At 32.6% G+C, this 25,017-nt stretch carries 21 protein-coding genes and 1 pseudogene; 13 read left to right on the forward strand and 9 right to left on the reverse strand.

Going from position 1 to position 25,017, the window contains the following annotated elements:
• Positions 1–79: 79 nt before the first annotated feature.
• The gene (locus tag KA856_RS05760) at positions 80–1,747 is read left to right on the forward strand and encodes a formate--tetrahydrofolate ligase (protein WP_119535868.1); all 1,668 of its coding nucleotides are present in this window, start codon (positions 80–82) and stop codon (positions 1,745–1,747) included.
• Positions 1,748–1,956: 209 nt separating this feature from the next.
• Here the strand turns inward: KA856_RS05760 and KA856_RS05765 are convergent, their stop codons facing one another.
• Complete coding sequence (locus tag KA856_RS05765; RefSeq protein WP_119535867.1) at positions 1,957–2,868, reverse strand: biosynthetic peptidoglycan transglycosylase; 912 nt, start codon at positions 2,866–2,868, stop codon at positions 1,957–1,959.
• Between the two features lie 398 nt (positions 2,869–3,266).
• Between KA856_RS05765 and tyrS the strand changes: the two genes are divergently transcribed.
• A complete protein-coding gene (tyrS, locus tag KA856_RS05770; protein WP_107504699.1) occupies positions 3,267–4,529 on the forward strand; it encodes a tyrosine--tRNA ligase in 1,263 nt (420 codons plus the stop codon).
• A 263-nt stretch (positions 4,530–4,792) separates the two neighbouring features.
• Here tyrS and KA856_RS05775 read toward each other — a convergent pair whose 3' ends face one another.
• Positions 4,793–6,079, reverse strand: coding sequence for a S1C family serine protease (locus tag KA856_RS05775; protein WP_107504698.1), 1,287 nt, complete (start codon positions 6,077–6,079; stop codon positions 4,793–4,795).
• Positions 6,080–6,245: 166 nt separating this feature from the next.
• On the opposite strand from KA856_RS05775, the gene KA856_RS05780 reads away from it, so the two are divergent.
• The 3 genes from KA856_RS05780 (at position 6,246) to KA856_RS05790 (ending at position 9,887) form a co-directional block, all read left to right on the forward strand.
• A complete protein-coding gene (locus KA856_RS05780) occupies positions 6,246–6,866 on the forward strand; it encodes a lysophospholipid acyltransferase family protein (RefSeq protein WP_107384393.1) in 621 nt (206 codons plus the stop codon).
• Positions 6,867–7,030: 164 nt separating this feature from the next.
• Complete coding sequence (nagE, locus tag KA856_RS05785; RefSeq protein WP_107504697.1) at positions 7,031–8,527, forward strand: N-acetylglucosamine-specific PTS transporter subunit IIBC; 1,497 nt, start codon at positions 7,031–7,033, stop codon at positions 8,525–8,527.
• Between the two features lie 238 nt (positions 8,528–8,765).
• Entirely contained in the window at positions 8,766–9,887 is a 1,122-nt protein-coding gene (locus tag KA856_RS05790) for an HAD family hydrolase (protein ID WP_107504696.1), read from the forward strand.
• A gap of 113 nt (positions 9,888–10,000) precedes the next feature.
• Here KA856_RS05790 and KA856_RS05795 read toward each other — a convergent pair.
• From KA856_RS05795 to KA856_RS05810, 4 genes and pseudogenes are all read right to left on the reverse strand, one after another.
• Positions 10,001–10,171 (reverse strand): annotated as a pseudogene (locus KA856_RS05795) (IS5/IS1182 family transposase); the annotation flags it as partial.
• A 377-nt stretch (positions 10,172–10,548) separates the two neighbouring features.
• Positions 10,549–12,165: a phosphoglycerate dehydrogenase gene (gene serA / locus KA856_RS05800; protein WP_107504695.1), complete on the reverse strand. Its 1,617-nt coding sequence runs from the start codon at positions 12,163–12,165 to the stop codon at positions 10,549–10,551.
• Positions 12,158–13,318, reverse strand: a complete 1,161-nt coding sequence (locus KA856_RS05805) for a pyridoxal-phosphate-dependent aminotransferase family protein (RefSeq protein WP_107504694.1) — start codon at positions 13,316–13,318, stop codon at positions 12,158–12,160. The genes serA and KA856_RS05805 overlap by 8 nt, the downstream gene beginning before the upstream one ends.
• A gap of 164 nt (positions 13,319–13,482) precedes the next feature.
• Positions 13,483–13,923, reverse strand: coding sequence for an SACOL1771 family peroxiredoxin (locus KA856_RS05810; protein ID WP_119535841.1), 441 nt, complete (start codon positions 13,921–13,923; stop codon positions 13,483–13,485).
• 78 nt (positions 13,924–14,001) lie between these two features.
• On the opposite strand from KA856_RS05810, the gene KA856_RS05815 reads away from it, so the two are divergent.
• Positions 14,002–14,745 carry a glycerophosphodiester phosphodiesterase gene (locus KA856_RS05815; protein WP_210138543.1) on the forward strand — a complete coding sequence of 248 codons (744 nt, stop codon included), beginning with the start codon at positions 14,002–14,004 and terminating at the stop codon, positions 14,743–14,745.
• Between the two features lie 319 nt (positions 14,746–15,064).
• Here KA856_RS05815 and KA856_RS05820 read toward each other — a convergent pair whose 3' ends face one another.
• From KA856_RS05820 to KA856_RS05830, 3 genes are all read right to left on the reverse strand, one after another.
• Entirely contained in the window at positions 15,065–15,571 is a 507-nt protein-coding gene (locus KA856_RS05820; protein ID WP_107505144.1) for a GNAT family N-acetyltransferase, read from the reverse strand.
• A 255-nt stretch (positions 15,572–15,826) separates the two neighbouring features.
• A complete protein-coding gene (rpsD, locus tag KA856_RS05825; protein WP_019468598.1) occupies positions 15,827–16,429 on the reverse strand; it encodes a 30S ribosomal protein S4 in 603 nt (200 codons plus the stop codon).
• A 255-nt stretch (positions 16,430–16,684) separates the two neighbouring features.
• Positions 16,685–17,149, reverse strand: a complete 465-nt coding sequence (locus tag KA856_RS05830; RefSeq protein WP_119535843.1) for a GAF domain-containing protein — start codon at positions 17,147–17,149, stop codon at positions 16,685–16,687.
• 221 nt (positions 17,150–17,370) lie between these two features.
• On the opposite strand from KA856_RS05830, the gene ezrA reads away from it, so the two are divergent.
• The 7 genes from ezrA (at position 17,371) to tpx (ending at position 24,925) form a co-directional block, all read left to right on the forward strand.
• Positions 17,371–19,062 (forward strand): septation ring formation regulator EzrA, encoded by a 1,692-nt coding sequence (gene ezrA / locus KA856_RS05835; RefSeq protein WP_210138544.1) that lies wholly within the window; start codon positions 17,371–17,373, stop codon positions 19,060–19,062.
• Positions 19,063–19,360: 298 nt separating this feature from the next.
• Positions 19,361–20,497 (forward strand): cysteine desulfurase family protein, encoded by a 1,137-nt coding sequence (locus tag KA856_RS05840; protein WP_119535844.1) that lies wholly within the window; start codon positions 19,361–19,363, stop codon positions 20,495–20,497.
• Positions 20,494–21,717 carry a tRNA uracil 4-sulfurtransferase ThiI gene (gene thiI, locus KA856_RS05845; RefSeq protein ID WP_119535845.1) on the forward strand — a complete coding sequence of 408 codons (1,224 nt, stop codon included), beginning with the start codon at positions 20,494–20,496 and terminating at the stop codon, positions 21,715–21,717. Before KA856_RS05840 ends, thiI begins: the two co-directional genes overlap by 4 nt.
• 80 nt (positions 21,718–21,797) lie before the next feature.
• Positions 21,798–22,574 (forward strand): sulfite exporter TauE/SafE family protein, encoded by a 777-nt coding sequence (locus tag KA856_RS05850; protein WP_107383794.1) that lies wholly within the window; start codon positions 21,798–21,800, stop codon positions 22,572–22,574.
• Positions 22,575–22,798: 224 nt separating this feature from the next.
• Complete coding sequence (gene sppA, locus KA856_RS05855) at positions 22,799–23,791, forward strand: signal peptide peptidase SppA (protein ID WP_107383793.1); 993 nt, start codon at positions 22,799–22,801, stop codon at positions 23,789–23,791.
• 9 nt (positions 23,792–23,800) lie between these two features.
• Complete coding sequence (locus tag KA856_RS05860) at positions 23,801–24,340, forward strand: RDD family protein (RefSeq protein WP_119535847.1); 540 nt, start codon at positions 23,801–23,803, stop codon at positions 24,338–24,340.
• 90 nt (positions 24,341–24,430) lie between these two features.
• Positions 24,431–24,925 carry a thiol peroxidase gene (gene tpx / locus KA856_RS05865; RefSeq protein ID WP_019468606.1) on the forward strand — a complete coding sequence of 165 codons (495 nt, stop codon included), beginning with the start codon at positions 24,431–24,433 and terminating at the stop codon, positions 24,923–24,925.
• Positions 24,926–25,017: the final 92 nt, after the last annotated feature.

The raw sequence follows: 25,017 nt of genomic DNA on the forward strand, positions 1-25,017 counted from the left end.
GTGTAAGGAATTTTGACTCACTGATTGAAATTTGATTTTTAAAAGTGATTAAAATTTATATAAGAAGGGGCGAATTAATTTGGCACATTTATCAGACTTAGATATTGCTAATCAATCAACATTACAACCAATTGGAGATATTGCTGAAAAAGTGGGTATTCCTGCAGATGCTTTAGAACCATATGGACACTATAAGGCTAAGATAGATATCAACCAAGTTAAACAAAAAGAGAACAAAGGGAAAGTAGTGTTGGTAACAGCTATGAGCCCAACACCAGCTGGTGAAGGGAAATCAACAGTTACAGTGGGATTGTCAGATGCATTTAACCAATTGAAGCAAAATGTCATGGTTGCTTTACGTGAACCTGCTTTAGGACCAACATTTGGTATTAAAGGCGGGGCGACAGGTGGTGGTTATGCTCAAGTATTACCAATGGAAGATATTAACTTGCATTTTAATGGTGACTTCCATGCGATTACTACAGCGAACAATGCTTTATCAGCATTTATTGATAATCACATTCATCAAGGAAATGACTTAGGTATAGATCAAAGAAGAATTGAGTGGAAACGCGTTTTAGACATGAATGATCGTGCCCTAAGAAATGTGATTGTAGGATTAGGCGGACCAACACAAGGTGTACCTCGCGAAGATGGCTTCAATATTACAGTGGCTTCAGAAATTATGGCGATTTTATGTTTAGCTAACGACATTCAAGATTTGAAATCTAAAATCAGCAAAATTACAGTAGGTTATACAAGAGATCGTAAACCAGTCACTGTTGCGGATTTAAAAGTTGAAGGTGCTTTAGCGATGATACTTAAAGACGCAATCAAACCGAATTTAGTACAAACGATAGAAGGAACGCCTGCATTAGTACATGGTGGTCCATTTGCAAATATTGCACATGGTTGTAACTCGATTCTTGCTACACAAACTGCTAGAGAATTAGCTGATATTGTCGTAACAGAAGCAGGATTTGGCTCAGATTTAGGTGCTGAGAAATTTATTGATATCAAAGCGCGTGAAGCAGGATTTGAACCATCAGCAGTTGTAGTAGTGGCTACAATTCGGGCGATTAAAATGCATGGTGGCGTTGCAAAAGACAACCTTAAAGAAGAAAACGTTGAAGCATTAAAAGCAGGAATTGTAAACTTAGAACGCCATGTAAATAATGTGAAAAAATATGGATTAGAACCAGTGATTGCATTAAATGCATTTATACATGATACAGAAGCAGAAACTAAATTTGTTCAAGAATGGGCAAAAGAAAATGGTGTTCGACTAGCTTTAACAGAAGTTTGGGAAAAAGGTGGTAAAGGCGGTATCGATTTAGCTAACGAAGTGTTAGAAGTAATCGAACAACCACAAGATTTCAAACATTTATATGAACTAGAGCAACCATTAGAAGATAAAATTGAAACAATCGTAAAAGAAATTTACGGCGGTAGCAAAGTAACATTTAGTAGTAAAGCTCAAAAACAATTAAAACAATTTAAGGAAAATGGTTGGGACCATTACCCTGTATGTATGGCCAAAACGCAATATTCATTTTCAGATGATGCTACATTGTTAGGTGCACCTGAAGATTTTGAAATTACAATCCGTGAATTAGAAGCTAAAACAGGTGCTGGATTTATTGTAGCACTGACTGGTGCAATAATGACAATGCCTGGATTACCTAAACAACCCGCTGCATTAAAAATGGATGTAACAGATGATGGACATGCAGTAGGTTTATTCTAAATAATTGTACAAAAAAGAGTCTTTGATATAACCTCTTTTTTTAATACAAACGTCAATTTCTATCGAATCATATAAGAACCAATCTTAATTAGTGAGACTAAAATAAAAACACTTTCGTTGAGTTCATTTAAAATGAATAATACGAAAGTGTTTTTCTATGCATAGACTTGCTAACTTAATAGAAATTAAAAACATGAATATGATTAATTTTATTTAGTCATTAAATGAGCTTTAATATCATAATTTTCTGCACGTCTATAATCATAAAGGGTAATTTCATCTTCTACTAACATACGTTTTAACACATAATGTTGTCTATTTAAACTGACCTGAATTTGATCGCTAGATTTAAGTGAGCCATCTTCATTATAGGGTGTGTAATAGTATGGGCTTTGTAATAATCCAACTAAATAAGCAGATTCAGCAATATTCAAATCATCAGCAGGTTTGCCAAAAATACTATAAGCAGCTGAACCAATGCCAGAAATATTTGTGCCATTATAATCACGACCAAAGGGAACAATATTTAAGTATGTATATAAAATTTCGTCTTTAGTCAGTATTTTTTCTGCGCGCATTGAGAGTACCAGTTCATTTGCTTTTCGGTTATATGTTTTTTTATTGGTTAAAACTTGGTTTTTAACAAGTTGTTGCGTAATTGTACTACCTCCAGTAGCATCGATTGAATTAAATATATCCTGTCCAATTGCTCTTAAAACTGCTTTAGGTAATATACCATTATGACGAAAGAACAAGCTGTCTTCTGAAGCTGTTAATGCTTTAATCACATTGCTATCAACATGTTTTGGACCAACAATAAGTGTATTAATAGAATTGTTATATTCTGATAAAATATTGTCACTTTTATAATCAATATCTTCATTACCAGACACATTTAATAATTTATGTTTTAATTCATTATCTGACATATGCGTTGCTTCTTCTGTTAAATTTTGAAAATAAAGCACAGATATTGCTAGTAAAATAAGCAAAGTACAGCCAAATATGAAAAACAAACCTACGAAAAAGTGTTTGATTTTTTTATAAATAAATTCAAACTGTTCCAGTCTGGTATGTTGTTTATTTTTACGAATGTCTGTATCAAACGTTTGTTTTTCCATTGTGGTCCTCCTTAGCTAAACAGTATTATAACATAAGATAGACTGTTGACTTTTAAAATAGAATTAAATATAATAAATATCAATTCGATATCGTTTTTGGATAGAGGAGAAGTATTATATTGTATCATCTTCAGAGAGTTAGTGGTTGCTGTGAACTAACGTTGATCTTTATATGAATACACCTTTATAACGCAATTATCCAAACGTTTTAGTTAATGAACGTATCATTAATAAAGTTGTTTGACTTAAAGTATGGTGGTACCGTGCACTTGCGCCCTTACATAAATATGTAAGGGCGCTTTTTTGCATTTTCTAATATTATTTTTCTTGAATGATGGAAGCGATGCAAATAAAGCCTATTCAAAACTTTATCAATATTTAATTAGGAGGTTGATATCATGACAAATGCATTAATTGAAGAATTAAAATGGAGAGGCTTAATTTATCAACAAACGGATGAAACAGGTATTGAAAATTTATTAAATAAAGAACAAGTTACGTTATACTGTGGTGCCGATCCAACAGCAGATAGTTTACACATTGGTCATTTATTACCATTCTTAACTTTACGTCGCTTTCAAGAGCATGGTCATCGACCGCTTGTGTTAATTGGTGGCGGTACTGGAATGATAGGCGACCCATCTGGTAAATCAGAAGAAAGAAAGTTACAAACTGAAGAACAAGTTGAAATCAATGTTCAAGGTATTAGTAAACAAATGCATAAAATTTTTGAGTTTGACACAAATAAAGGTGCAAAACTAGTTAATAATAAAGATTGGCTTGGACAAATATCATTAATTGAATTTTTACGAGATTATGGTAAACATGTCGGTGTAAATTACATGTTAGGCAAAGATTCTATTCAAACGCGTTTAGAACATGGCATTTCGTTTACTGAATTTACTTACACAATTTTACAAGCAATTGATTTTGGACACCTTAATCAATCATACAATTGTAAAATTCAAGTGGGCGGTTCAGACCAATGGGGCAATATCACTAGTGGTATTGAACTCATGCGTCGTATGTATGGGGAAAATGAAGCTTTTGGTCTGACGATTCCGTTAGTAGTTAAATCTGATGGTAAAAAATTTGGTAAAACAGAAGGTGGAGCAGTATGGTTAGATGCTGACAAAACAAGCCCTTATGAATTCTACCAATTTTGGATTAATTCAACTGATGAAGATGTTATTAAATTTTTAAAATACTTCACATTTTTAAGTAAATCAGAAATAAATGATTTAGAAAAATCATTGCAAGAAGCACCACATTTACGAGAAGCACAAAAAGCATTAGCTGAAAATGTTACTAGATTTATTCATGGCCAAGATGCATTAGATGATGCAATTAGAATTTCACAAGCTTTATTTTCAGGTGATTTGAAATCACTTTCAGCTAAAGAATTAAAAGAAGGATTTAAAGATGTACCGCAAGTTGACTTAAACCACACGACTTCGAACATTGTTGAAGCCATCGTTGAAACTGGCATATCTTCATCTAAGAGACAAGCACGTGAAGATATAAATAATGGTGCAATTTATATAAATGGTGAAAGACAACAAGATGTAAATTATGAATTGTCAGACGAAGATAAAATCGATAATGCATTTACAATTGTACGTAGAGGTAAGAAAAAATACTTTATGATCAATTATAAATAAGATTTGAAATATAAAAGGTGAGCGGAACTGAAATTTAATTTTATTAAAATCATTTTGTCGTCCCACCACTAGTAGCGATGACTACATTTGAAAAAAGTAGAACTAAAGTTCATGCATAAGTCCCACTACTCAATTTATTGAGTAGTGGGACTTTAACATCTACTGACAATATAAAGGAGTCTGGGACATGATTGATGTCCCAGACTCCTTTTTTTAAAGATTAAGTTTTGTATCCTGTTTTCTTAACATATTACCATATTTTATTAATTAAAAGGGACGGCTTCCTCTTTAGATGAGTCTGTGGTATTAGACTTTTGTTCTGTTAATTTTACATCTACACTTTGTGTTTTACCTTTTCTTTCAATTGTTAATTTAACATTATCTCCTGGTTTTTTATGTTCATATAAATAAGAGCGTAGTTCTGTATCTTCTGTGACTTTTTCATCATCAATTTTTGTAATAATATCGCCTTCTTTTAATCCACTATCAGCATATACTTTTGCTACATATATACCTTGTTTTCTATCCGTATTTAATTGTTTTTTATACTCATCTGGTATTTCACTTAAATTTAGTAAACCAATACCGATAGAAGGGCGATCGATTTTTCCGTTTTTAACGAGTTCTTTAATTGTAACTTTCACTTCGTTACTAGGTATTGCGAAACCAATACCTTCAACTTGTTCATTCGCTATTTTCATAGAATTTATACCTACTAAATTCCCATTTAAATCTACTAACGCACCACCAGAGTTACCAGGGTTAATGGCTGCATCTGTTTGTAGTACATTTACTTTGTTCGCACCTGCTGATGTTTGTGTATCAATTGTACGTTCACTTGCTGAAATGATACCTGATGTTACAGAATTTGCGAATTCTAAACCAAGTGGGTTGCCCATTGCAAATACACTGTCACCTGTTTTAACTTTAGAGGAGTTGGCAAAATCTATCGCTTTTGTACCTTTGGTATCATCAATTTTTAATACAGCAATATCAGTAAGTGCATCTTTACCTATTAATTTGGCATCTACTTGTTTAGAATTATGTAATTGTACTTTAATTTCGCTTGCGCCATCAATTACGTGATTATTCGTAACAATATATGCTGATCCATTATTCTTTTGATAAATCACACCAGAACCCACGCCAGCTTCTTCAGATTTAGCAGATTTCCCTTTAAGCAAATCATCTAAATTTTGGGCTTTTTGCATATTGATGACACCGACAATTGCAGGTGATACATCTGTAATCATTTGATTGACAGAATCATATTTATCATTTTTGCCATCTAATGAATTACCAGCATTACTATTATTATTCGCTTCTTTGACGGTTGAACCATTATCATTTAAAACAGTATTCTCCATCAATTTGCCAATACCTAAGACGATGAGTGCACCTATGATACCAGCTATTAGTGCAACAAGAACAGTTTTAAACCAAGGGAATTTTGGTTTTGTTCGTTTACTAAATGTCGTCTGAGTGTTATTTGATGTTTGCGCGTCAGGTTGTTTATTATTTATATTTTGATCGTTGTTAAATTCTGACATATTATACCTCCGATTTATTCTATAAAACCTATTATGAAAGGTTTGTCCAACTTTTTCTAGTATATCACTATACAACTTTAGACTGAAATATAAATTATCTTGTTCATTAATGCACTAAATGATAGAATCAATAGGGTAATATAAGGTAAAAAAAGTAGGTGGAAAAATGTATAGAATTGTTAGCGGTATATTAAATTTTATTTTACGTAAAATATGTAAATCATTAGAAGTACAAGGAAAAGAAAACATCCCTCAATTACATAGATACGTCGTCACTTGTACCCACGAAAGTTACAATGAAGTCATTATGCTAGGTATGGCTATTTATCCAAACCAAATTCATTATATGGCCAAAAAAGAGTTGTTTAATAGCAAATGGTTCGGTGGATTTTTAAGTTCACTTAATGCTTTTCCAGTTGACAGAGAAAACCCTGGACCAAGCACGTTGAAAAAGCCAATTAAATTATTAAAAGAAAATAAAACAGTCGGTATTTTTCCAACTGGACATCGTATGAAATATGATGAAGGCTCACCGATGAAACGTGGCGCAGTTACAATCGCTATGATGGCTCAAGCACCAATTTTACCAGCGGCATATATTGGACCCAAAAAAATCAAAGGTTTAATCACGGGTAAAGCAATTATTAAATTTGGTGAACCCATCGAAACAAAAAACTTGCCTAAAGATATGAAACGAAATGAAAAATTAGAATATTTAACAAAAGAATTGGAAAAAAGAACAATTCAATTACAAAATGAATTAAATACGTATGCAGCACATAAATAGTTAATTTTACTCATTTTGAATCTTATTTTATATACGAAATTTATAGAACTTGTGTTATTATGGAATTGTACAATGACAACAAGTAAAACGCTTTCATTCACCACGTGGACATTTTGTACATGTGGTGATTTTTTAGGTAATTTATTGGGAAATGGGGAATGATTATGTATAGTTTCTTTCAACGTTTGGGAAGATCGCTCATGTTGCCAGTTGCAGTGTTACCAGCAGCAGCAATTATCGTTGGTATTGGTAATGCATTAACAGCACTCGGTATATTGCCAACTATAGCTGCGTTCTTTTCTACAGCAGGCTCAACGATTCTAGAACAACTAGGAATATTATTTGCAATTGGGGTCGCTTTAGGTATGGCGAAAAAAAATGACGGTGCAGTGGCGCTTGCTGCAGCTGTTGGTTTCTTCTTAACAACCGTCGTGCTTAGTCCTGAAAAATTAGCACCATTATTGGGTGTAAAAGAAACAGGAGTAAATGAAGCGTTCGAACAAATGAATAATCAAAACGTCTTAATCGGTTTGATTATTGGTTTAGTTGCTGCATATACGTATAACAGATTTAGTAAAACAGAGTTGCCAACAGCGTTATCGTTCTTTAGTGGTAAACGTTTGGTACCTATTTTAACTGCATTCTTTAGTATATTTATAGCAGTTATTATGTTATTTGTTTGGCCGGTTGTGTATTCAGCAATTGTTACATTTGGAACATGGATATTGGATTTAGGACCTGGCGGCGCATTTTTATATGGCTTTTTCAACCGTTTGTTAATACCTACCGGGTTGCACCATGCATTGAATACAGTGTTCTGGCTTGATTTAGTAGGTATTAATGATATCGCTAAATTCCAAACAGGTGATGGTGCCGTTAAAGGTATTACAGGACGCTATATGGCTGGTTTCTTCCCAGTAATGATGTTTGGAATTCCAGCAGCAGCATTAGCGATGTATCATACTGCTGAGACAAAACAGAAAAAAAGAGTTTATGGTTTAATGTTTGGTGGAGCTATTTCAGCATTTTTCGTTGGCGTGACTGAGCCAATCGAATTTTCATTTATGTTTGTAGCACCAATACTATTTGTCATTCATGCACTATTAACTGGTTTATCTCTGTTTATTGCAGCGCTATTCCACTGGACAGCAGGGTTCTCATTTAGTGCAGGATTAATTGACTTTTTACTATCTCTGATTAATCCAGTAGCAAATCATCCACTGATGTTAATGGTTCAAGGTGTAGTGTTCTTTGTGATTTATTATGTTGTATTTAGATTAGCAATAAAATGGTTGAAACTTAATACACCTGGTCGTGGTGATAACTTACTACCTGATCCGACATCTGAAGAAGCTACAACAGGTGACACTGCAGATTCAGCTGAGTCTGAAGGGGAGTTACAGACAAATAAGTATTCAAAAACGGCTAGTCAAATTTTAGAAGGTCTTGGTGGCAAAGAAAACATTACTTCTTTAACAAACTGTGCTACACGTTTACGTATGGAACTCAATGATAATAGCATTATTGATGAAACTAAGATTAAAGGTGCTGGTGCAGTAGGTGTTACAACAAGTGGTAAGCACAACACCCAAGTTATCATTGGTACGCAAGTACAACAAGTAGCAGACGAAATGGAAGCACAATTAGAAGATCATAATTAGATAGCATCCTTTGAAAGATTTATTATAAAGATACAGCAATTCATAAAATCACGTTTGGAAATAATCGATAAGTACATGTTATCGTTTCATTTTCAAGCGTGATTTTATTTTCAAATTAATTCTATGAAATTAATAATATTTTTCTATATATATCTTTTGGAAATACATTGCTCTTTTCACATGTAAATAGTACGATATACTAGTATCAGAATTTTCTGATTAAAGGAGAGGAACTAAGATGAAGTCGGTATTATTTGATGTTGATGGTGTGTTTTTAAGTGAAGAAAGGTGCTTTGATGTATCTGCATTAACTGTTTATGAAATGTTAATGAGTAAAGATTATATTGGTATTGACCCGTCTATAGATTTTCATGAACTGGATGATGAGCAAATTTCTGAAATAAGAGATATTGTCTTCTACCATGATGAAATTTTAACAAAGTTAAAATCTTTAGGTTTGAATTCAAACTGGGATATGTTATTTATCGTTATTGCATTACATTACATTGATTTATGCAAATCACTTTCTCAAGAGGAATTATCTATTGCATTGAATACTGAAAGCTTTAGTGAACAAACGCTACAATTTCTCGGTGATCATATTTCAAATATTGAGCTTAATTTTGAATTACCACTTTCATTTTTAGATGGTTTAAGTTCTGGTAAAGAAAATATATACCAAGCATTAATTGAACATGCAAAAGTACAGTTAAATACAGAAGATGCTGAATTATTTGAGTTGAAAAGTCCATTCTGGACGCTAGCACAAGAAATTTATCAGGAATGGTATTTAGGTTACCAATTATATAATGAAGTAGAACAGAAACAACAACGCACTGACTTTAAAAAGGGCTATATATATCAAGAGGTAGTGCTTAGACCTGTTAGTGAAATCAAGCAATTGTTAGAAGATTTGAAAGAGGCTGGTTACCAAATAGCTATTGCAACAGGTCGACCACGAACTGAGACAATTGTTCCATTTGAGACATTAGGCATTAAATCTTTGTTTGATGATTTACATATTGTAACAGCTAGTGACGTATTGAATGCAGAAGAGCATTTTCCTGAATTAAAGCCGCTAGGGAAACCAAACCCGTTTAGCTATTTAGCAACGCTTGATGGTAATATTATGGAACATTATAAAAAATATGCAACAAATCAAGAAAATCGTGTAAATCCAGATGAAGTATTTATTGTTGGTGATTCATTAGCTGATTTATTAAGTGCGAAAAAGATAGGCGCAACTTTTATCGGTCCTTTAACAGGTTTGAAAGGCCAAAATGCACGTGAGGAATTAGAAAGTTATGATGCAGAATATATCGTTAATCATGTAGGTGAAATTCGAGATATTTTATTATAATACAAACGTTGACGATTGAGGAATATAAGAAATATTAATGTATATAAGCACATCTTGATAAAGATGATTACGATTAATGAGTTACAGGTTTTACTTGTACTAAAGCGCATATATAAACATTTTGGATGATATGAGTAGCACCACGATGATGTTTGAATGTATCGATTACAATTTCAGAGATTGTTTCAACGATTTCATTCACATGTCGTGACATATCATTTGAGGGAATAAGAACTGAAGTTTCCATTGGTAGAGTGTTGAGTCATGTTGTAATCTTTATACATAAGGCACTTCGTTAATTTAGTTTAGTGGGATTTATTAAATTATACGAAAGGCCTTATTTTTTTGAATAACAAAATATAAATTGTAGCGATTTTGTAATGTGCTGACACCGGGTGAATAGTATGAGTGAGTGAGAGACTACAGGCTCGAGCCATATCCCCAGGCAAGCATGCACGATCAAAACCGTAATATTTTTAATATAAAGAGGACCAATCCATATTAAGGATTGGTCCTCTTATTTTGAGCATGTGCATTTATGTCCTAGACTCTGAAATAGTATTAACATGAATAGGGCGGTTAATAATAGTTTGAAATATAAGTACTTTGATTAAAAAAACTGAAAGGACAATCATTTTGTTGTCCTTTCAGCTTATTATTGTTAAATATTATAATTTTCACTTACTGCAACATCTAATTCTACACTTCTTATTAAATTAAATCCTTCAATTTCATATAAAGCATCGATTACATCTTGTGTAACAGGATGATCAATTGATAAAATCATCAACGCATTACCACCTTGGTTTGTGCGTCCTAAATGCATAGAAGCGATATTGATATTGTATTCACCTAATATTTGACCTGTACGACCTACGATACCTGGTCTATCGTTATGATTGATAACCAGTTGATGTTTTTCGGGTTTGAAATCAACAGGGTATTCATTAATACGCACGATTCTTGGGCCATAGCCATTTAGTACAGTGGCACCAATTTTAATTTGTGTGTCTTTATTAATTAAAGTTAATTCAATATAATTACTAAATCCACGATGTTTAGTATCTTTTTCTATATTATATGATACACCTTGCTCATTTAGTAACACTAAGGCATTTATTAAATTGACACGTTCCGCTAAATCTTGGCGTAATACACCTGATACAAGGGTTCTAGTAAGTAAACTTGTATCATCCAGTGCGATATCCCCTTTATATTTAATTTGTAACTCACGTGGGGCTTTTTCCAATAATTGAATACCTACTTCACCAGTTAATTTACTTAATTCAATATATGGCTTTAATTCATCATTAATTTCATTGAAGGACATTTTTGGTGCGTTAATCGCATTAACGACATTACCGTGTTCAAATATGTCTATGATTTCATTGGCAACGGAGACTGCAACTTTTTCTTGTGCTTCAACAGTAGATGCACCTAAGTGTGGTGTGACAATTATTTTATCATGCGCAACAAGTGGTGATTCAGTTGCAGGTTCGCTTTCAAATACATCAATTGCAGCGCCCTGAATTTGATTGGTATCTAATGCTTCGACAAGCGCATCTTCATCAATGATACCTCCGCGCGCAACATTGATAATTTGAAGGGTCGGTTTTGCTTTTTCAAAAAATGCTTTATCTACAATACCTCTTGTTTTTGGTGTTAGTGGGGTATGCACTGTTACAAAATCTGCTTGTTCAGCAATTTCATCAACTGTAGCACGTGTCACATTAAGTTCTTTAGCTTTGTCTTCTGACAGATAAGGATCAAAAGCAAGTATGTTCATACCAAAGCTTTGTGCACGTTTTGCTACACCAATTCCAATTCTCCCAGCACCAATGACACCTAATGTTTTGTTATAAAGTTCAGTTCCTCTATAAGCTTTACGATCCCATTTTCCGTTTTTCAATGATTGGTGGGCTTGAGGGACGTTACGTGCCATGGATAAAATCATTGCCATCGAATGTTCAGTAGCTGAAATTGTATTCCCATCAGGTGCATTAATAACGATAACACCATGTTTAGTAGCAGCTTCTACATCAATATTATCCACACCAACGCCTGCACGTGCGATGACTTTTAAGTTTGGTGCAGCAGCAATGATATTAGAAGTGACTTGGGTTTGGCTTCGTACAATTAGACCCTCATAGTTAGGAATGATTTCAGCTAATTCTGTTTCATTCAAATCAGTTTGAATGTCGACATTAAAATCGCTATGATCTGTTAAATTTTTTAAACCATCTGGTGAAATTGGATCTGAAACTAAAATTTTATACATATGCTTTTACGACCTCCATATATTGTGTGATAGCTTTACCAACATAAGATTCATTTCTAAATTCTGACAATAGTATTTCTAACGCTGATACAACTTGTAAAATATCAAAAGGCGATATTTGACCCATATGGCCAATACGTAATATTTGACCTTTTAAATGACCCTGGCCACCAGCAATCGTAATGGCAAATCTATTTTTTAATTCATTTTTAATATAGTTCAGTTCATCTTTAGATTTTGGAATAAACGCAGTGACAGTAGGAGATGCATAAGCATCTTGGACCAATAACTCTAAATCTAATGCTTTCAAAGCTTGTCTTAGTCCATCTCTTATTGCATAGTGTCTATCTATCACTTGATCTAATCCTTCTGAATTAACTAGTTCGGCGTATGCGTTTACACCTCTAAATAAAGAAACATTAGGTGTGAAAGGTGTTGAATGTTCAGACAATGATTTTAAATATTTATTTAAATCTAAATAAAATCTAGGCGTTATTACTTCGTTAAATCGTTCTTTTGCACGATTATTATAAGCTACAAATCCAAGACCAGGTGGAAGCATAATTGCCTTTTGACTACCTGAAACAAGGACATCGATATAATCTCGATCTAAATCTACATCAACGGCTCCAATACAACTGACACCATCAACCACAAAATAAATCGATGAATCAAAGTCGCTTAATGCTTTACCTAGTTCATGTACAGGATGTAATACAGCTGTAGAAGTCTCACAATATTGGCTGAAGACTGCTGTGATATCAGTGTTTAAAGATTTTAAAAAGTCGATAAAATCAGGAACATTAACTGCTTGACCCCATTCAACTTCAAATATATGTACATTATCGTAATAAGTCTCTGCAATTTGTTTAAATCTATTGCCAAATGCACCAGAAACAATAATAACAATGTCATCATCTGGGTTTGCTATATTCAACATACTCGCTTCAAGTACGCTTGTACCACTTGAAGTAAGTATCATAACCTCATTTTTAGAGCCAAAGATAGGTTTAAGTGATTTAAAAGCTTGTTCTGCGATTGATTCAAAATCACTTGATCGATGTCCGACCATTGGTAATTGTGTAGCGTGTAATATATGTTCTGGTACAGGTGTAGGTCCTGGTGTAAGTAACAAAGGATGATAATATTTCATGTGTAATTCCCCCAATGCTTATGATTGTCAATTTTAGCAAATTTTCAGAAAATATAAAAGTGTAAAAATTTAAAATTATTAAATATATTCAAATTTCAAATAATATGTAAGGGCATACATTGTTATTATAATCATATTCCGTCATACATAAAATGATTGCAAAATTATTTTAATATTGGTTCTATTTTGACGTCGACATTGCCTCTTATAGAATTTGAAATCATGCAATTATTGTCTGCAATCTTTAGTAACTTTGGTAGTTTCTTTTTTAATTGTTCTTTCTGTGTTGTATCCACTTTTATTTCTGGATAATGTGTAATCGTGTCCATTTTAAATTTGGCATTTTCAAATATAGCTAATCCAATTGTTGATTGTTGGATATCTATCTGCGTAAAACCTGAGCGTTCTAATACAGCTGCAAGGGAAATGATATAACAAGATGATGCTGCAGAAACTAGTAACTCATCAGGATTCGTACCAGTTCCATTTCCGCCTAAACCTGCTGGGATAGATATTTGTTCATCTAAAATATCACCAGATAGTTTACCGACTGATTCACGTCCATCTGCCCATTTTGTAGTTACTTTAAATTGATGTTGGACCATTGCTTTGACCTCCAATGTTTTTATGATAACTTAAGTTTAGATGATTCTACTTTATATTGAAAGGGGAGGGCACTTTTTATGTCATTTGAATTCGAAGATCATCACATAATGTTAGTTGCGCATCGTGGCTTGGCAATGGATTATCCAGAAAATACTATCATTGCAATTCAAGCTGCCCTTCAAAGCAATGCAGATATATTAGAGATAGATTTACATAAAACGCGGGATGGTCAGTTAGTTGTGTTACATGATGATTCTATTGACAGAACATCCGATGGTAGTGGAAAAGTTAAAGAACAAACACTTAATGAATTAAGAAGATTTGATTATGGTATAAATAGTAATCCAAGATATAGAAAACAAACATTGCCGACATTAGATGAAGTATTAACATTAATCAAATCATCGCCTCAGTTATTATTAATAGAAATGAAGCAACCTAAAAACTATCCTGGCATTGAAAATGATTTAATAGATAAATTAAAGCAATATGAGCTAGGTAAAAATCAAGTGATCATTCAATCATTTGATCAAAATTTTATAAAACAACTATATCTGAAACATTATGGTTATCGATTAGGTGTTTTACTTAGCAAAAAACGATATTGGTATAAAATGCCATCTTTTAAAAAAATAGCTGAATATGCTGACTATGTTAATCCACACTATTCATTAGTTACGGAAGCGTTTATGAAGAAGGCACATGACTATGGATTGAAAGTAATGCCTTATACTGTTAATGAAAAAAGGCAGGCAATAAAACTGATACGTATTGGTGTAGATGGTCTTATTTCTGACAAACCACATCGTTTATTTTGTTAAATCAATGATTAGTTTTAAATAAAAGTTTGAGGTATCACTTTATCCGTTCTGTTAATGCGTAGATTTAAATTGGAATACATTATCAAAATTGACATGGTATAGACATAGAAGTAACTTTTTTTAACATGCAATCTGACAAGGGAAGATAATTTAGATTTCAGGATTAGTTAAGCAAAAGCTCATGCATAAGTCCCACTAACTCAATAAATTGAGAAGTGGGACTTATGCATGTTATTTAGCGAATATTTTCTATAATTTTGTTGTTTAAATGTAGATTCTATTTACATTACAAAAGTAAGTTTCATTTACAGTTATACGTTTATTTTTGTTGGTTAATCCAATCATCTCTTAAAAGTCCCATTACATGGCAATCATTATATTTTCCTCGTGTATAGAAATGTTCTTGTAAGGTACCTTCAATTTTAAAGTTTTGTTTTTGGTAAATATGTACAGCTTTTTCGTTCGTAACGTCTACAAATAAATATATTTTATGAAGGTTTAACACTAAAAAGGCATAGTCTATAGCCATTTTAAATGCTTGAGAGGCATATCCTTTACCACCATATCCTTCATCCACGATAATTTGTATTTCGCAATTGCTATGTATAAAATCAATTTCTACTAATTCAACGACTCCGATACGTTCAGAATCATTTTCAATAATAAATCTTCTTTCAGATTCATCTAATAGATGTTTTTTGTAGAGTGATTGTAATTCACTTAGAGACTGATAGGGTTCTTCAAACCAATAAGACATAATGGAATATTCATTATTTAAATGATGTACAAAGTCTAAATCTGTTTCTTCTAAAGCTCTGATTTTCAATGATAACACTCCTTTTTACTAAATATAAACAAAGTGAAGTAAAAAGTAAAATTGAAAGGGCGTACAGAGGGGATGTTATATCTTTCTTTAACATTTAGTGAGTGCAATGGCAAACATGAAGAAGAGCTTTAATATAGCAAAATTTATTATGCATTTGCTCTGAAATGATAGCATAATGGTTCATTGCATATAAATTAGAATGGAGAAATAAAAAAACACCGACAAAAAATTGTCGGTGTTTGAGTATGAAACTTATTATCTTGAGTAGTACTCAACGATAAGTTGTTCATTGATTTCAGCTGGTAATTCACTACGTTCAGGAATGCGAATGAATTTACCTTTTAAGTTGTCTGCATCAAATTCTAAGTAATCAGGTACAAAGTTGTTGATTTCAACAGATTCAGCAATGATATCCAATTTAGCAGATTTTTCACGTACTGAAACTTCTTGACCAGGTTTAAGTGTGTATGACGGAATGTCAACACGTTTACCATCAACTTCGATATGACCGTGGTTAACGATTTGACGTGCTTGACGACGTGTACGAGCTAAACCTAATGAATATACAACTGCATCTAAACGTGCAGCAAGTAATTGCATGAAGTTTTCACCGTGTACACCATGTTGGTTACCAGCGATTTCGAATGTGTTACGGAATTGTCTTTCAGTCATGCCATATAAATAACGTAATTTTTGTTTCTCACGTAATTGTAAACCATACTCTGACATTTTTTTACGTTGGTTAGGACCATGTTGTCCTGGTGCGTAAGGACGTTTTTCTAATTCTTTACCTGTGCCACTTAAAGAAATACCTAAGCGACGAGATTTTTTCCAGTTTGAACCTCTGAATCGAGCCATAAATTGACTCCTCCTTTTTCTCTTTTATTGTTATGAAAAAACAAAAAAGAGTGTTGCATGCTTAATTGGATATATTGTTTTATGTGTCCTCGCCTCATAGCTACGGTTACACGGCACGCCCACTTTGGGAACAACATAGCGCCAATTAATATACAACTGCTAATTTCGTTTATTCACACAAAGAACATTGTATCATGATATATTAATCTGTCAATAGTCGACTTTGCGTTTGTTTATGATAGATAAGCATGCAATTTATGCTAATTGTTGTTCAATGATTTTTACAATTGCTTCTAATCCTTGTTTATCTTCATTATTAAAACGGTTTGTGATAGGTGCATCTATATCTAAAACACCTATTACATTATTATCTTTATGAATCGGTACTACAATTTCAGATTTACTGTTAGCATCGCAGGCAATATGACCAGGAAACGCATTGACATCTTCTACTAATTGCGTTTTATCTTGGGCAACAGCAGTACCACATACCCCTTTACCAATAGCGATATGTACACAAGCAGGGTGCCCTTGAAATGGTCCGAGAATCAATTCGTTATCTTCTACTAAATAAAAGCCAATCCAGTTAATTTGATCTATTGAGTCATTTAATAATGCAGATACGTTACTTAGGATAGCAATCATATTTGACTCATCTTCAATTAAACTTGAAACTTGTTTTTGTAATAAATCATAATTTGTTTCAGTGACCTCTAGCATAAAAAACCTCACTTTTTACTTTTCATTTATTATAAAGACTGTTTTAATAGTAATCAATCAATAGATTTTAGAAGTTTTTCAAAATATCGTTATACATATGATTTAGGTGAGAATGAACTTATGATTAATTTTAAATAATTGAGATGATTCACTCATTTTCTCTTTAATGGGTAGGTATCTTACGTTATAATGAATAGTGATAAAATAGGAGGAGAAAACATATGGTATTGTATGTCATTTCAGCAATTATTGTCATTATACTGATTATTGTCGGTGTATTGTTCTATATGCGTTCCAACAAAAGCCAAATGATTGAAAAGGCTGAAACGCGTAAATCAAAAGTAGAACAATTACCCTATGATGAAAGTCTATCTCAATTATCTGAGCTAACTTTAACTGGGGAAACAAAAACGACTTATAACGGTTTAAAACAAAATGCATTAGATAGTAAAAATCAATATTTATTGCCAGTAGAAGAAAAAATTCATCAAGCGGAAGGATTACTTGATAAATTTAAGTTTTCACAAGCTCAAACTGAGATTGATGAAGCACATGAACTAATGGATAAATATGAAGAAAACTACAACGAACTTAATTCAAATATTGAAAACATTTTAAATCTACATAAAGAAAGTGACCACTTATATGAAGAATGTAAGGTGGATTATCGTGAAATGAAGCGTGATGTGTTAGCCAATAGACACCAATTCGGTGAAGCGGCTGCTCCATTGGAACAAGAAATTGAAACTTTTGTTCCAGAGATGGAAACATACGAAACATTAAAAGAAGACGGCAACTATAACCAAGCGTATGATCACATCAAAACACTTAATGAAGATATGAATTATCTTAAAAAAGATATGGATGAAATTCCTGAATTAATTAGAGAAGCACAAAAGGAATTACCAGGTCAATTCCAAGATTTAAAATATGGATGTCGAGATTTGAAAGTCGAAGGTTATGATTTAGACCATGTCAAAATTGATAGCTCATTACAGACGCTTAAAACAGAATTGAGTTTTGTAGAACCGATGATTAGCAGGTTAGAATTAGACGAAGCAAATGATAAATTAAATAGTATCAATGATCGTCTTGATGAAATGTATGAATTAATCGAACATGAAGTGAAAGCAAAAAATGAAGTAGAAGAAACAAAAGAAGTCATCACAGATAATTTATTTAGAGCTAAAGAAATGAATTATACATTACAAACTGAAATTGAATATGTGCGTGAAAATTATTATATAAATGAAAGTGATGTTCAAAATGTCAGACAGTTTGAAAATGAAATTCAGAGTATGATTTCAGTTTATGATGAAATTCTACAAGAAATGGCAAAGTCAGCTGTAAGATATAGCGAAGTTCAAGATAACTTGAAATATATCGCAGAACATGTTGATGTTATCAATGAAAAACAAGAAAAATTACAAAATCATTTAATTCAACTTCGCGAAGATGAAGCAGAAGCAGAAGAAAATATCTTGCGTGTACAAAGTAAAAAAGAAGAAGTTTATAGAAAACTCTTGGCGTCAAATTTACCAAGTGTACCTGAAAGATTCATCATTATGAAAAATGAAATAGACTACGAAGTACGTGAAGTAAATAAAAAATTCAGTGTAAGACCGATTCATGTAAAACAACTTAAAGATAAAGTATCTAAAGTAGTCTTACAAATGAATAAATTTGAAGATGAAGCTACAGATGTCCTCGTTAATGCAGTTTATGCTGAAAAATTAATCGAATATGGGAACCGTTATCGTAAAGAAAGTTCAAATATTGATAAAAGTCTTAACGAAGCGGAACGTTTATTTAAAAACAATCGTTACAAACGCTCAATTGAAATATCTGAACAAGCGCTTGAAAGTGTAGAACCGGGCGTTACAAAACAAATTGAATCACAAGTTATTAACTAAATAATAGTAATCTTATTTGAGGCTGGAACATTTTTATGTTCCAGCCTCGAATAATTTGTTGGACGTAGATGTTCGCATTAATAGATATTAATATTTAATGGTCATTCAAAAATTTATTTCGATAGTGATGAAGAAATTATATTTTAAAAATCAATTTCTGTTTCACTCTCTTTTCTTTTTAATAAAAGCGAGTATAATGCTAAAAGGGAAACTTTAAAATATGAAATGAAATGTTGACATAAAATATAAATATGAAGCGTTTAAAAATATAAAATGATATACAATTGGAGTGAAAACATTGATTTATCTTGATAATGCAGCGACAACAAAACCAAGACAAGACGTATTAGATACCTATTTAAAAGTAAATGAGTCGTTATATTTTAATCCTAATAGCCCACATAAAGCAGGTATACAAGCAGAGCAATTATTACAACAATCAAAAGATCAAATCAAAGAGCTATTTAAATTAGAAAAAGATTTTGATATTGTATTTACAAGTGGTGCAACTGAATCGAATAATATTGCGATTAAAGGAATTGCATACAAGAAAAAGGCATTTGCAAATGTCATAATTACATCTGTTTTAGAACATCCTTCTGTTTTAGAGGTGGTACGTTCATTGGAAACTGAAGGGTTCGAAATAAGATATGTAAATATTACAAAAGATGGACAAATTGATTTAGAACATTTGGAATCGTTAATGTCAGACAAAGTAGCACTCGTGACTTGTATGCATGTCAATAATATTATGGGACAAATTCAACCTGTCGAAGCAGTGTCAAAAATTGTTCATCAATACCCTAAAGCGCATTTACATGTCGATGCAGTACAAGCAATAGGTAAAATTGGTTTGAATTTCGAAGCTGCTGACACACTGAGTTTAAGCGGTCATAAATTTCATGGCTTAAAAGGCCAAGGTCTTTTATTTGTTCGTAATTTACATCAAATTGAGCCAATTGTGCATGGTGGTGGTCAAGAGTATGGACTTAGAAGTGGCACAGTCAATCTTCCTATTGATATAGCTATCGTAAAAGCTTTAAAGGTCGCTGCTAAAGAAAGTACGCAACTGTATGAAAAACTAAGTGAGTTCAATCAGGAAATTATACGATTTTTAAATGAATTTACTGGCGTGAAAGTTAATTCTCCTAGCGGTGCATCACCACATATTTTGAATGTTGGCTTTCCGGGTGTGAAAGGTGAGGTTTTAGTAAATGCATTTTCAAAATATGATATTATGCTTTCTACTACAAGTGCGTGTTCATCCAAAAAAGCTTCATTGAACGAGGTGCTTTTAGCAATGGATATTCCAAAAAAGCAAATAGAAGGCAGTATTAGAATATCGATGGGTGCCAACACTACCGCAGAAGATATTCGTGATTTTAAAGAGAAATTTAAGCTTGTATATGAAGAAGTGAAGGAGTTGTTAATATGATTTATGATCACATTTTAGTGAGATATGGTGAGTTGACTTTAAAAGGTGCTAACCGTAAAATGTTTGTTAATAAATTACGTTCGAATGTCAAGCGTGCATTAATGCCACTGCAAGGATATAACGTCAAAGCCAATAGAGATAGAATGTACATTGAATTGTATGAAGGTGCAGATATTGAAGAAATGTGTCGTCGACTAGAAAAAGTATTTGGTATTTATTCTATTAGTCCTGTATTGAAAATTGATAAAACAATAGAAGCAGTACGTGATTTAGCAGTAAAATTTGCACAAGGTTATGCACATGGAGATACATTTAAGATTGATGTCAAACGTTCAGATAAAAACTTTCCGTTTGATACATATCAATTGCAAAAAGAACTCGGTGGTACAGTGCTAAACGCTACTGATAATCTAACAGTAGACGTACATAACCCGAACCATACGATTAAAGTAGAGGTTCGATTAGACGCTATTTATGTATATGATAAAGTAATTGCTGGATCTGGTGGATTACCAGTCGGTACAGGCGGTAAGACATTACTTATGTTATCAGGAGGTATAGATTCTCCAGTAGCTGGTATTGAAGTTATGAGAAGAGGCGTTACTGTAGAAGCCATTCATTTTCATAGTCCACCATTTACGAGTGAAAAGGCTAAGGACAAAGTAATTGAACTTACAAGAATCATGTCCTCTCATGTAGGTCCTATAAAATTGCATATCGTGCCATTCACTGCTTTACAAAAACAAATAAACAAAGTGGTACATGAGCGCTATACGATGACTTCAACACGTAGAATGATGATGAGAGTAGCGGACAAGCTTGTGCATGATATTGAAGGACATGCCATAGTAAATGGAGAGAATTTAGGGCAGGTTGCAAGTCAAACCCTTAAGAGTATGTATGCTATCAATCATGTGACGTCTACACCAATTTTACGACCGCTTTTAACATTAGATAAAGAAGACATTGTGAAGAAAGCTAAAGAAATTGGCACATTTGACGTATCTATCCAACCATATGAAGATTGTTGTACAATCTTTACACCTAAAAATCCTGTGACGGAGCCAGATATTGAAAAGGTGGAAAAATTTGAAACAGTGTATGATTTTGAACCACTTGTACAGGAAGCATTTGAACAAATAGAAACATTAACAATTACGGCAGACTATCAAAGTGAAAAAGATACTGAAACGCAAGCACTGGCAGATGATTTATTTTAACTTTTATTATGAATATTCAATTCCATACAAACAACATTAGCTAATCAGACATAAGAATAAAACAGACAGGGGATGGAATTATGCTAGATTGGGATATTTCGATCGTTCTTATAATTATACTTCTAGGGTTTTTAGCAGCGTTTATTGATGCTGTTGTAGGTGGCGGCGGTTTAATTTCTATTCCGGCATTATTAGCTGTTGGTATGCCACCAGCCGTTGCTTTGGGTACAAATAAATTAGCAAGTTCATTTGGTTCACTCACAAGTGCATTTCGTTTCTTGAGATCGGGTAATGTCGATTTGAAGATAGTAGGAAAGTTATTTCCATTTGTATTTATTTTGGCAATTTGTGGCGCGAGTGTAGCCACATTTCTACCAGCCGAGCTTTTAAAACCACTGGTTATCATTATTTTGACCTTAGTCATGATTTATACATTGGTGAAAAAAGATTGGGGCAATGTACGTACATATACAAAATTGACATTTGGTAAAGCAATTTTATTTGTAAGTATTATGTCGCTTATTGGATTTTATGATGGTTTTTTAGGTGGCGGCACTGGCTCATTTATGCTTTTTATTCTACTTATGTTCGGTTTTGATTTTTTAGGCGCTGCTGGCAATGCAAAAGTATTAAATTTTGCTTCTAACTTAGGCGCTTTAATTTTGTTTATGATATTAGATCAAGTTGACTATTTTTATGGTTTGATTATGGCAGTAAGTATGATTTGCGGATCGTATGTTGGGGCGACATTCGCAATTAAAAAAGGTGTCAGTTATGTAAAAACTTTATTTATTGTAGTAACTGCTGTTTTGATTATTAAAAATGCTTACGATTATATTATGCAATTAATCAATTGATCATGTTGAAAATTAAACTGTAATACTTCAATGGTATTCGGGTGTGTGCATGTGGCTGAGACAAAAAAATGTCTCAGCTTTTTTCATTTTAAAACGATTTGTTTTCTATATCACTCAGATCTTCCTCTTATTTTATTTTTCTTATAAAGGTATACATTGTTTAATTGATTATGTTTAAATTGTATTTGGAACGATTGAAAAAATATTCTGGGAGTGAATACGTTATGTCGAAAAAAAGAATAATAGCAATAGTACTTGCCGTAATAATCGTGCTTGGTGGTATTGTTATGAGTTCGATATCTACTGTGATATCTTCGCTTTTTAGTGAAGATGGCATGTCAGAAATGGATCCTTTTACTGAAACGGTAGAATCAGAAGGTGACAGTTCAAAACGCATTGTACACCTGACTTTAAATGGTGAAATTAGTGAAGGTACTGGTGAAGGAATGTTTGGAAGTTCTGGTTATAATCATGAAGCATTTCTTAAACAGTTGGATAAAGTGAAAAAAGATAGCTCGATAAAAGGTGTTTTATTAACCGTTAATACACCTGGCGGAGGTACATACCCAAGTGATGAAATTTATAAAAAAATTGAAGAAATAAAACAAAAACATAAAAAAGTTTATGTACATATGGATGCGATGGCTGCGTCTGGTGGATATTATATTTCTGCTCCTGCCGATAAAATATATGCTGGCCCTCAATCTACTACCGGATCCATTGGCGTTATTATGTCAAATGTTGATTATTCTGGGTTACAAGAAAAACTAGGCATTAAGGAAAATGTCATTAAATCTGGTGAACATAAAGATATTATGAGTAGCTCTCGAGAAATGACTAATGAGGAAAAAGATATTTTGCAATCTGTATTAGATGATAGTTATGAAAGATTTATTAATATTGTTGCAGAAGGTAGAGATATGCCAAAGAAAAAGGTTGAAAAGTTAGCTGATGGACGTATTTATAGTGCGCAACAAGCCGAAAAGAACGGTTTGATTGATGAAATTGGTTATAACGATAATGCGTTAAAAGCACTTAAAAATGACATAAAAGCAAAGGATGCAGAAGTGTTTAAATATAGTGCAGATGAAGGCTGGTTTAGTTCTATCTATTCAACTAAATCAACACTAGATCAATTCAAAAATGAATTAAGTGATTTGAAATCAATTATAAGCAATGATACAGAAGCTGAACCTATGTATCTATATAAAGGTTAGGTGTATAAAATGGAGCAGTATACAAATGAACAAACTTTACAGACAACTCCAGAAAATGATAAATCTGATATAGAAGCAATGTATCATAAACAATTAGCACAGTCTGTATATGCAGGTTTTGGTATAAGGTTTTGGAGTTTTATTATTGATTTACTCATTATATTTGGTATACAGGGTCTGATATTGAAACCGATATATCATTTTACGCATATTGATGAACTTAAGTTATGGATTGAATATTTTAGCCTAGGACACATTTTAGATGCGGTTGTATTTTATCTATACTTTGTATTATTAACTAAATTTTTCAAACAAACGATAGGTAAAATGATTTGTAACATTCGGGTAGAAAGGATAGATCGTCAATCACTTACATGGGCAGATGTGTTATTTAGGGAGTGGATTGGACGTATTATAAGTGGCGTGTTATTTAATTTACCTTACTTAGTTATTTTGTTTACAAATAAACACAGAGGTATTCATGATATCTTCGCTGACACGGTCATAATCAGAAATAAATACGAAAAATTATTTTATTTAAAAAAATAAAAGTAAACTTTAGTTATCTATGAGTTTATTTTGAGACGATAGATGGGTATACTATGGTAGTAAGAACTATTTAATAGGAGGGCGTGCAACATGGCACAAATTACATTCAAACAAGAACCAGTAACACTATATGGTTCACAAGTAAAAAAAGGAGAATATGCGCCAGATTTTACTGTTTTAGATAATGATTTAAATGAAGTTAATTTAGAAACTTATGACGGACAAAAAAAATTAATTAGCGTTGTTCCGTCTATAGATACAGGTGTTTGTGATCAACAAACACGTAAATTTAATGAAGAAGCTGCTAAAGAAGATGGTGTAGTTTTAACAATTTCTGCAGACTTACCATTTGCACAAAAAAGATGGTGTGCATCAAATGGCTTAGAAAATGTAATCACATTGAGCGATCATAGAAACTTATCTTTCGGTAAAACGTACGGTGTTGTTATGGAAGAATTACGTTTATTAGCACGTTCTGTTTTCGTTTTAGATAAAAACAATAAAGTAGTTTATACTGAAATTGTTTCTGAAGGCACAAATTTCCCAGACTTTGATGCTGCATTAGAAGCTTATCGTAGTCTATAAATTATATAATATTGTCACATGATTATACTAGTAAAACTCATAAAACAGTATCGTTGACATTATAAATTAAACTGTCCATAATTATTTGGTAA

Origin of the sequence: Staphylococcus sp. GDB9P120P (assembly GCF_017893435.1) — a bacterium.
In the GTDB taxonomy this organism is placed as follows: Bacteria; Bacillota; Bacilli; order Staphylococcales; family Staphylococcaceae; genus Staphylococcus; species Staphylococcus cohnii.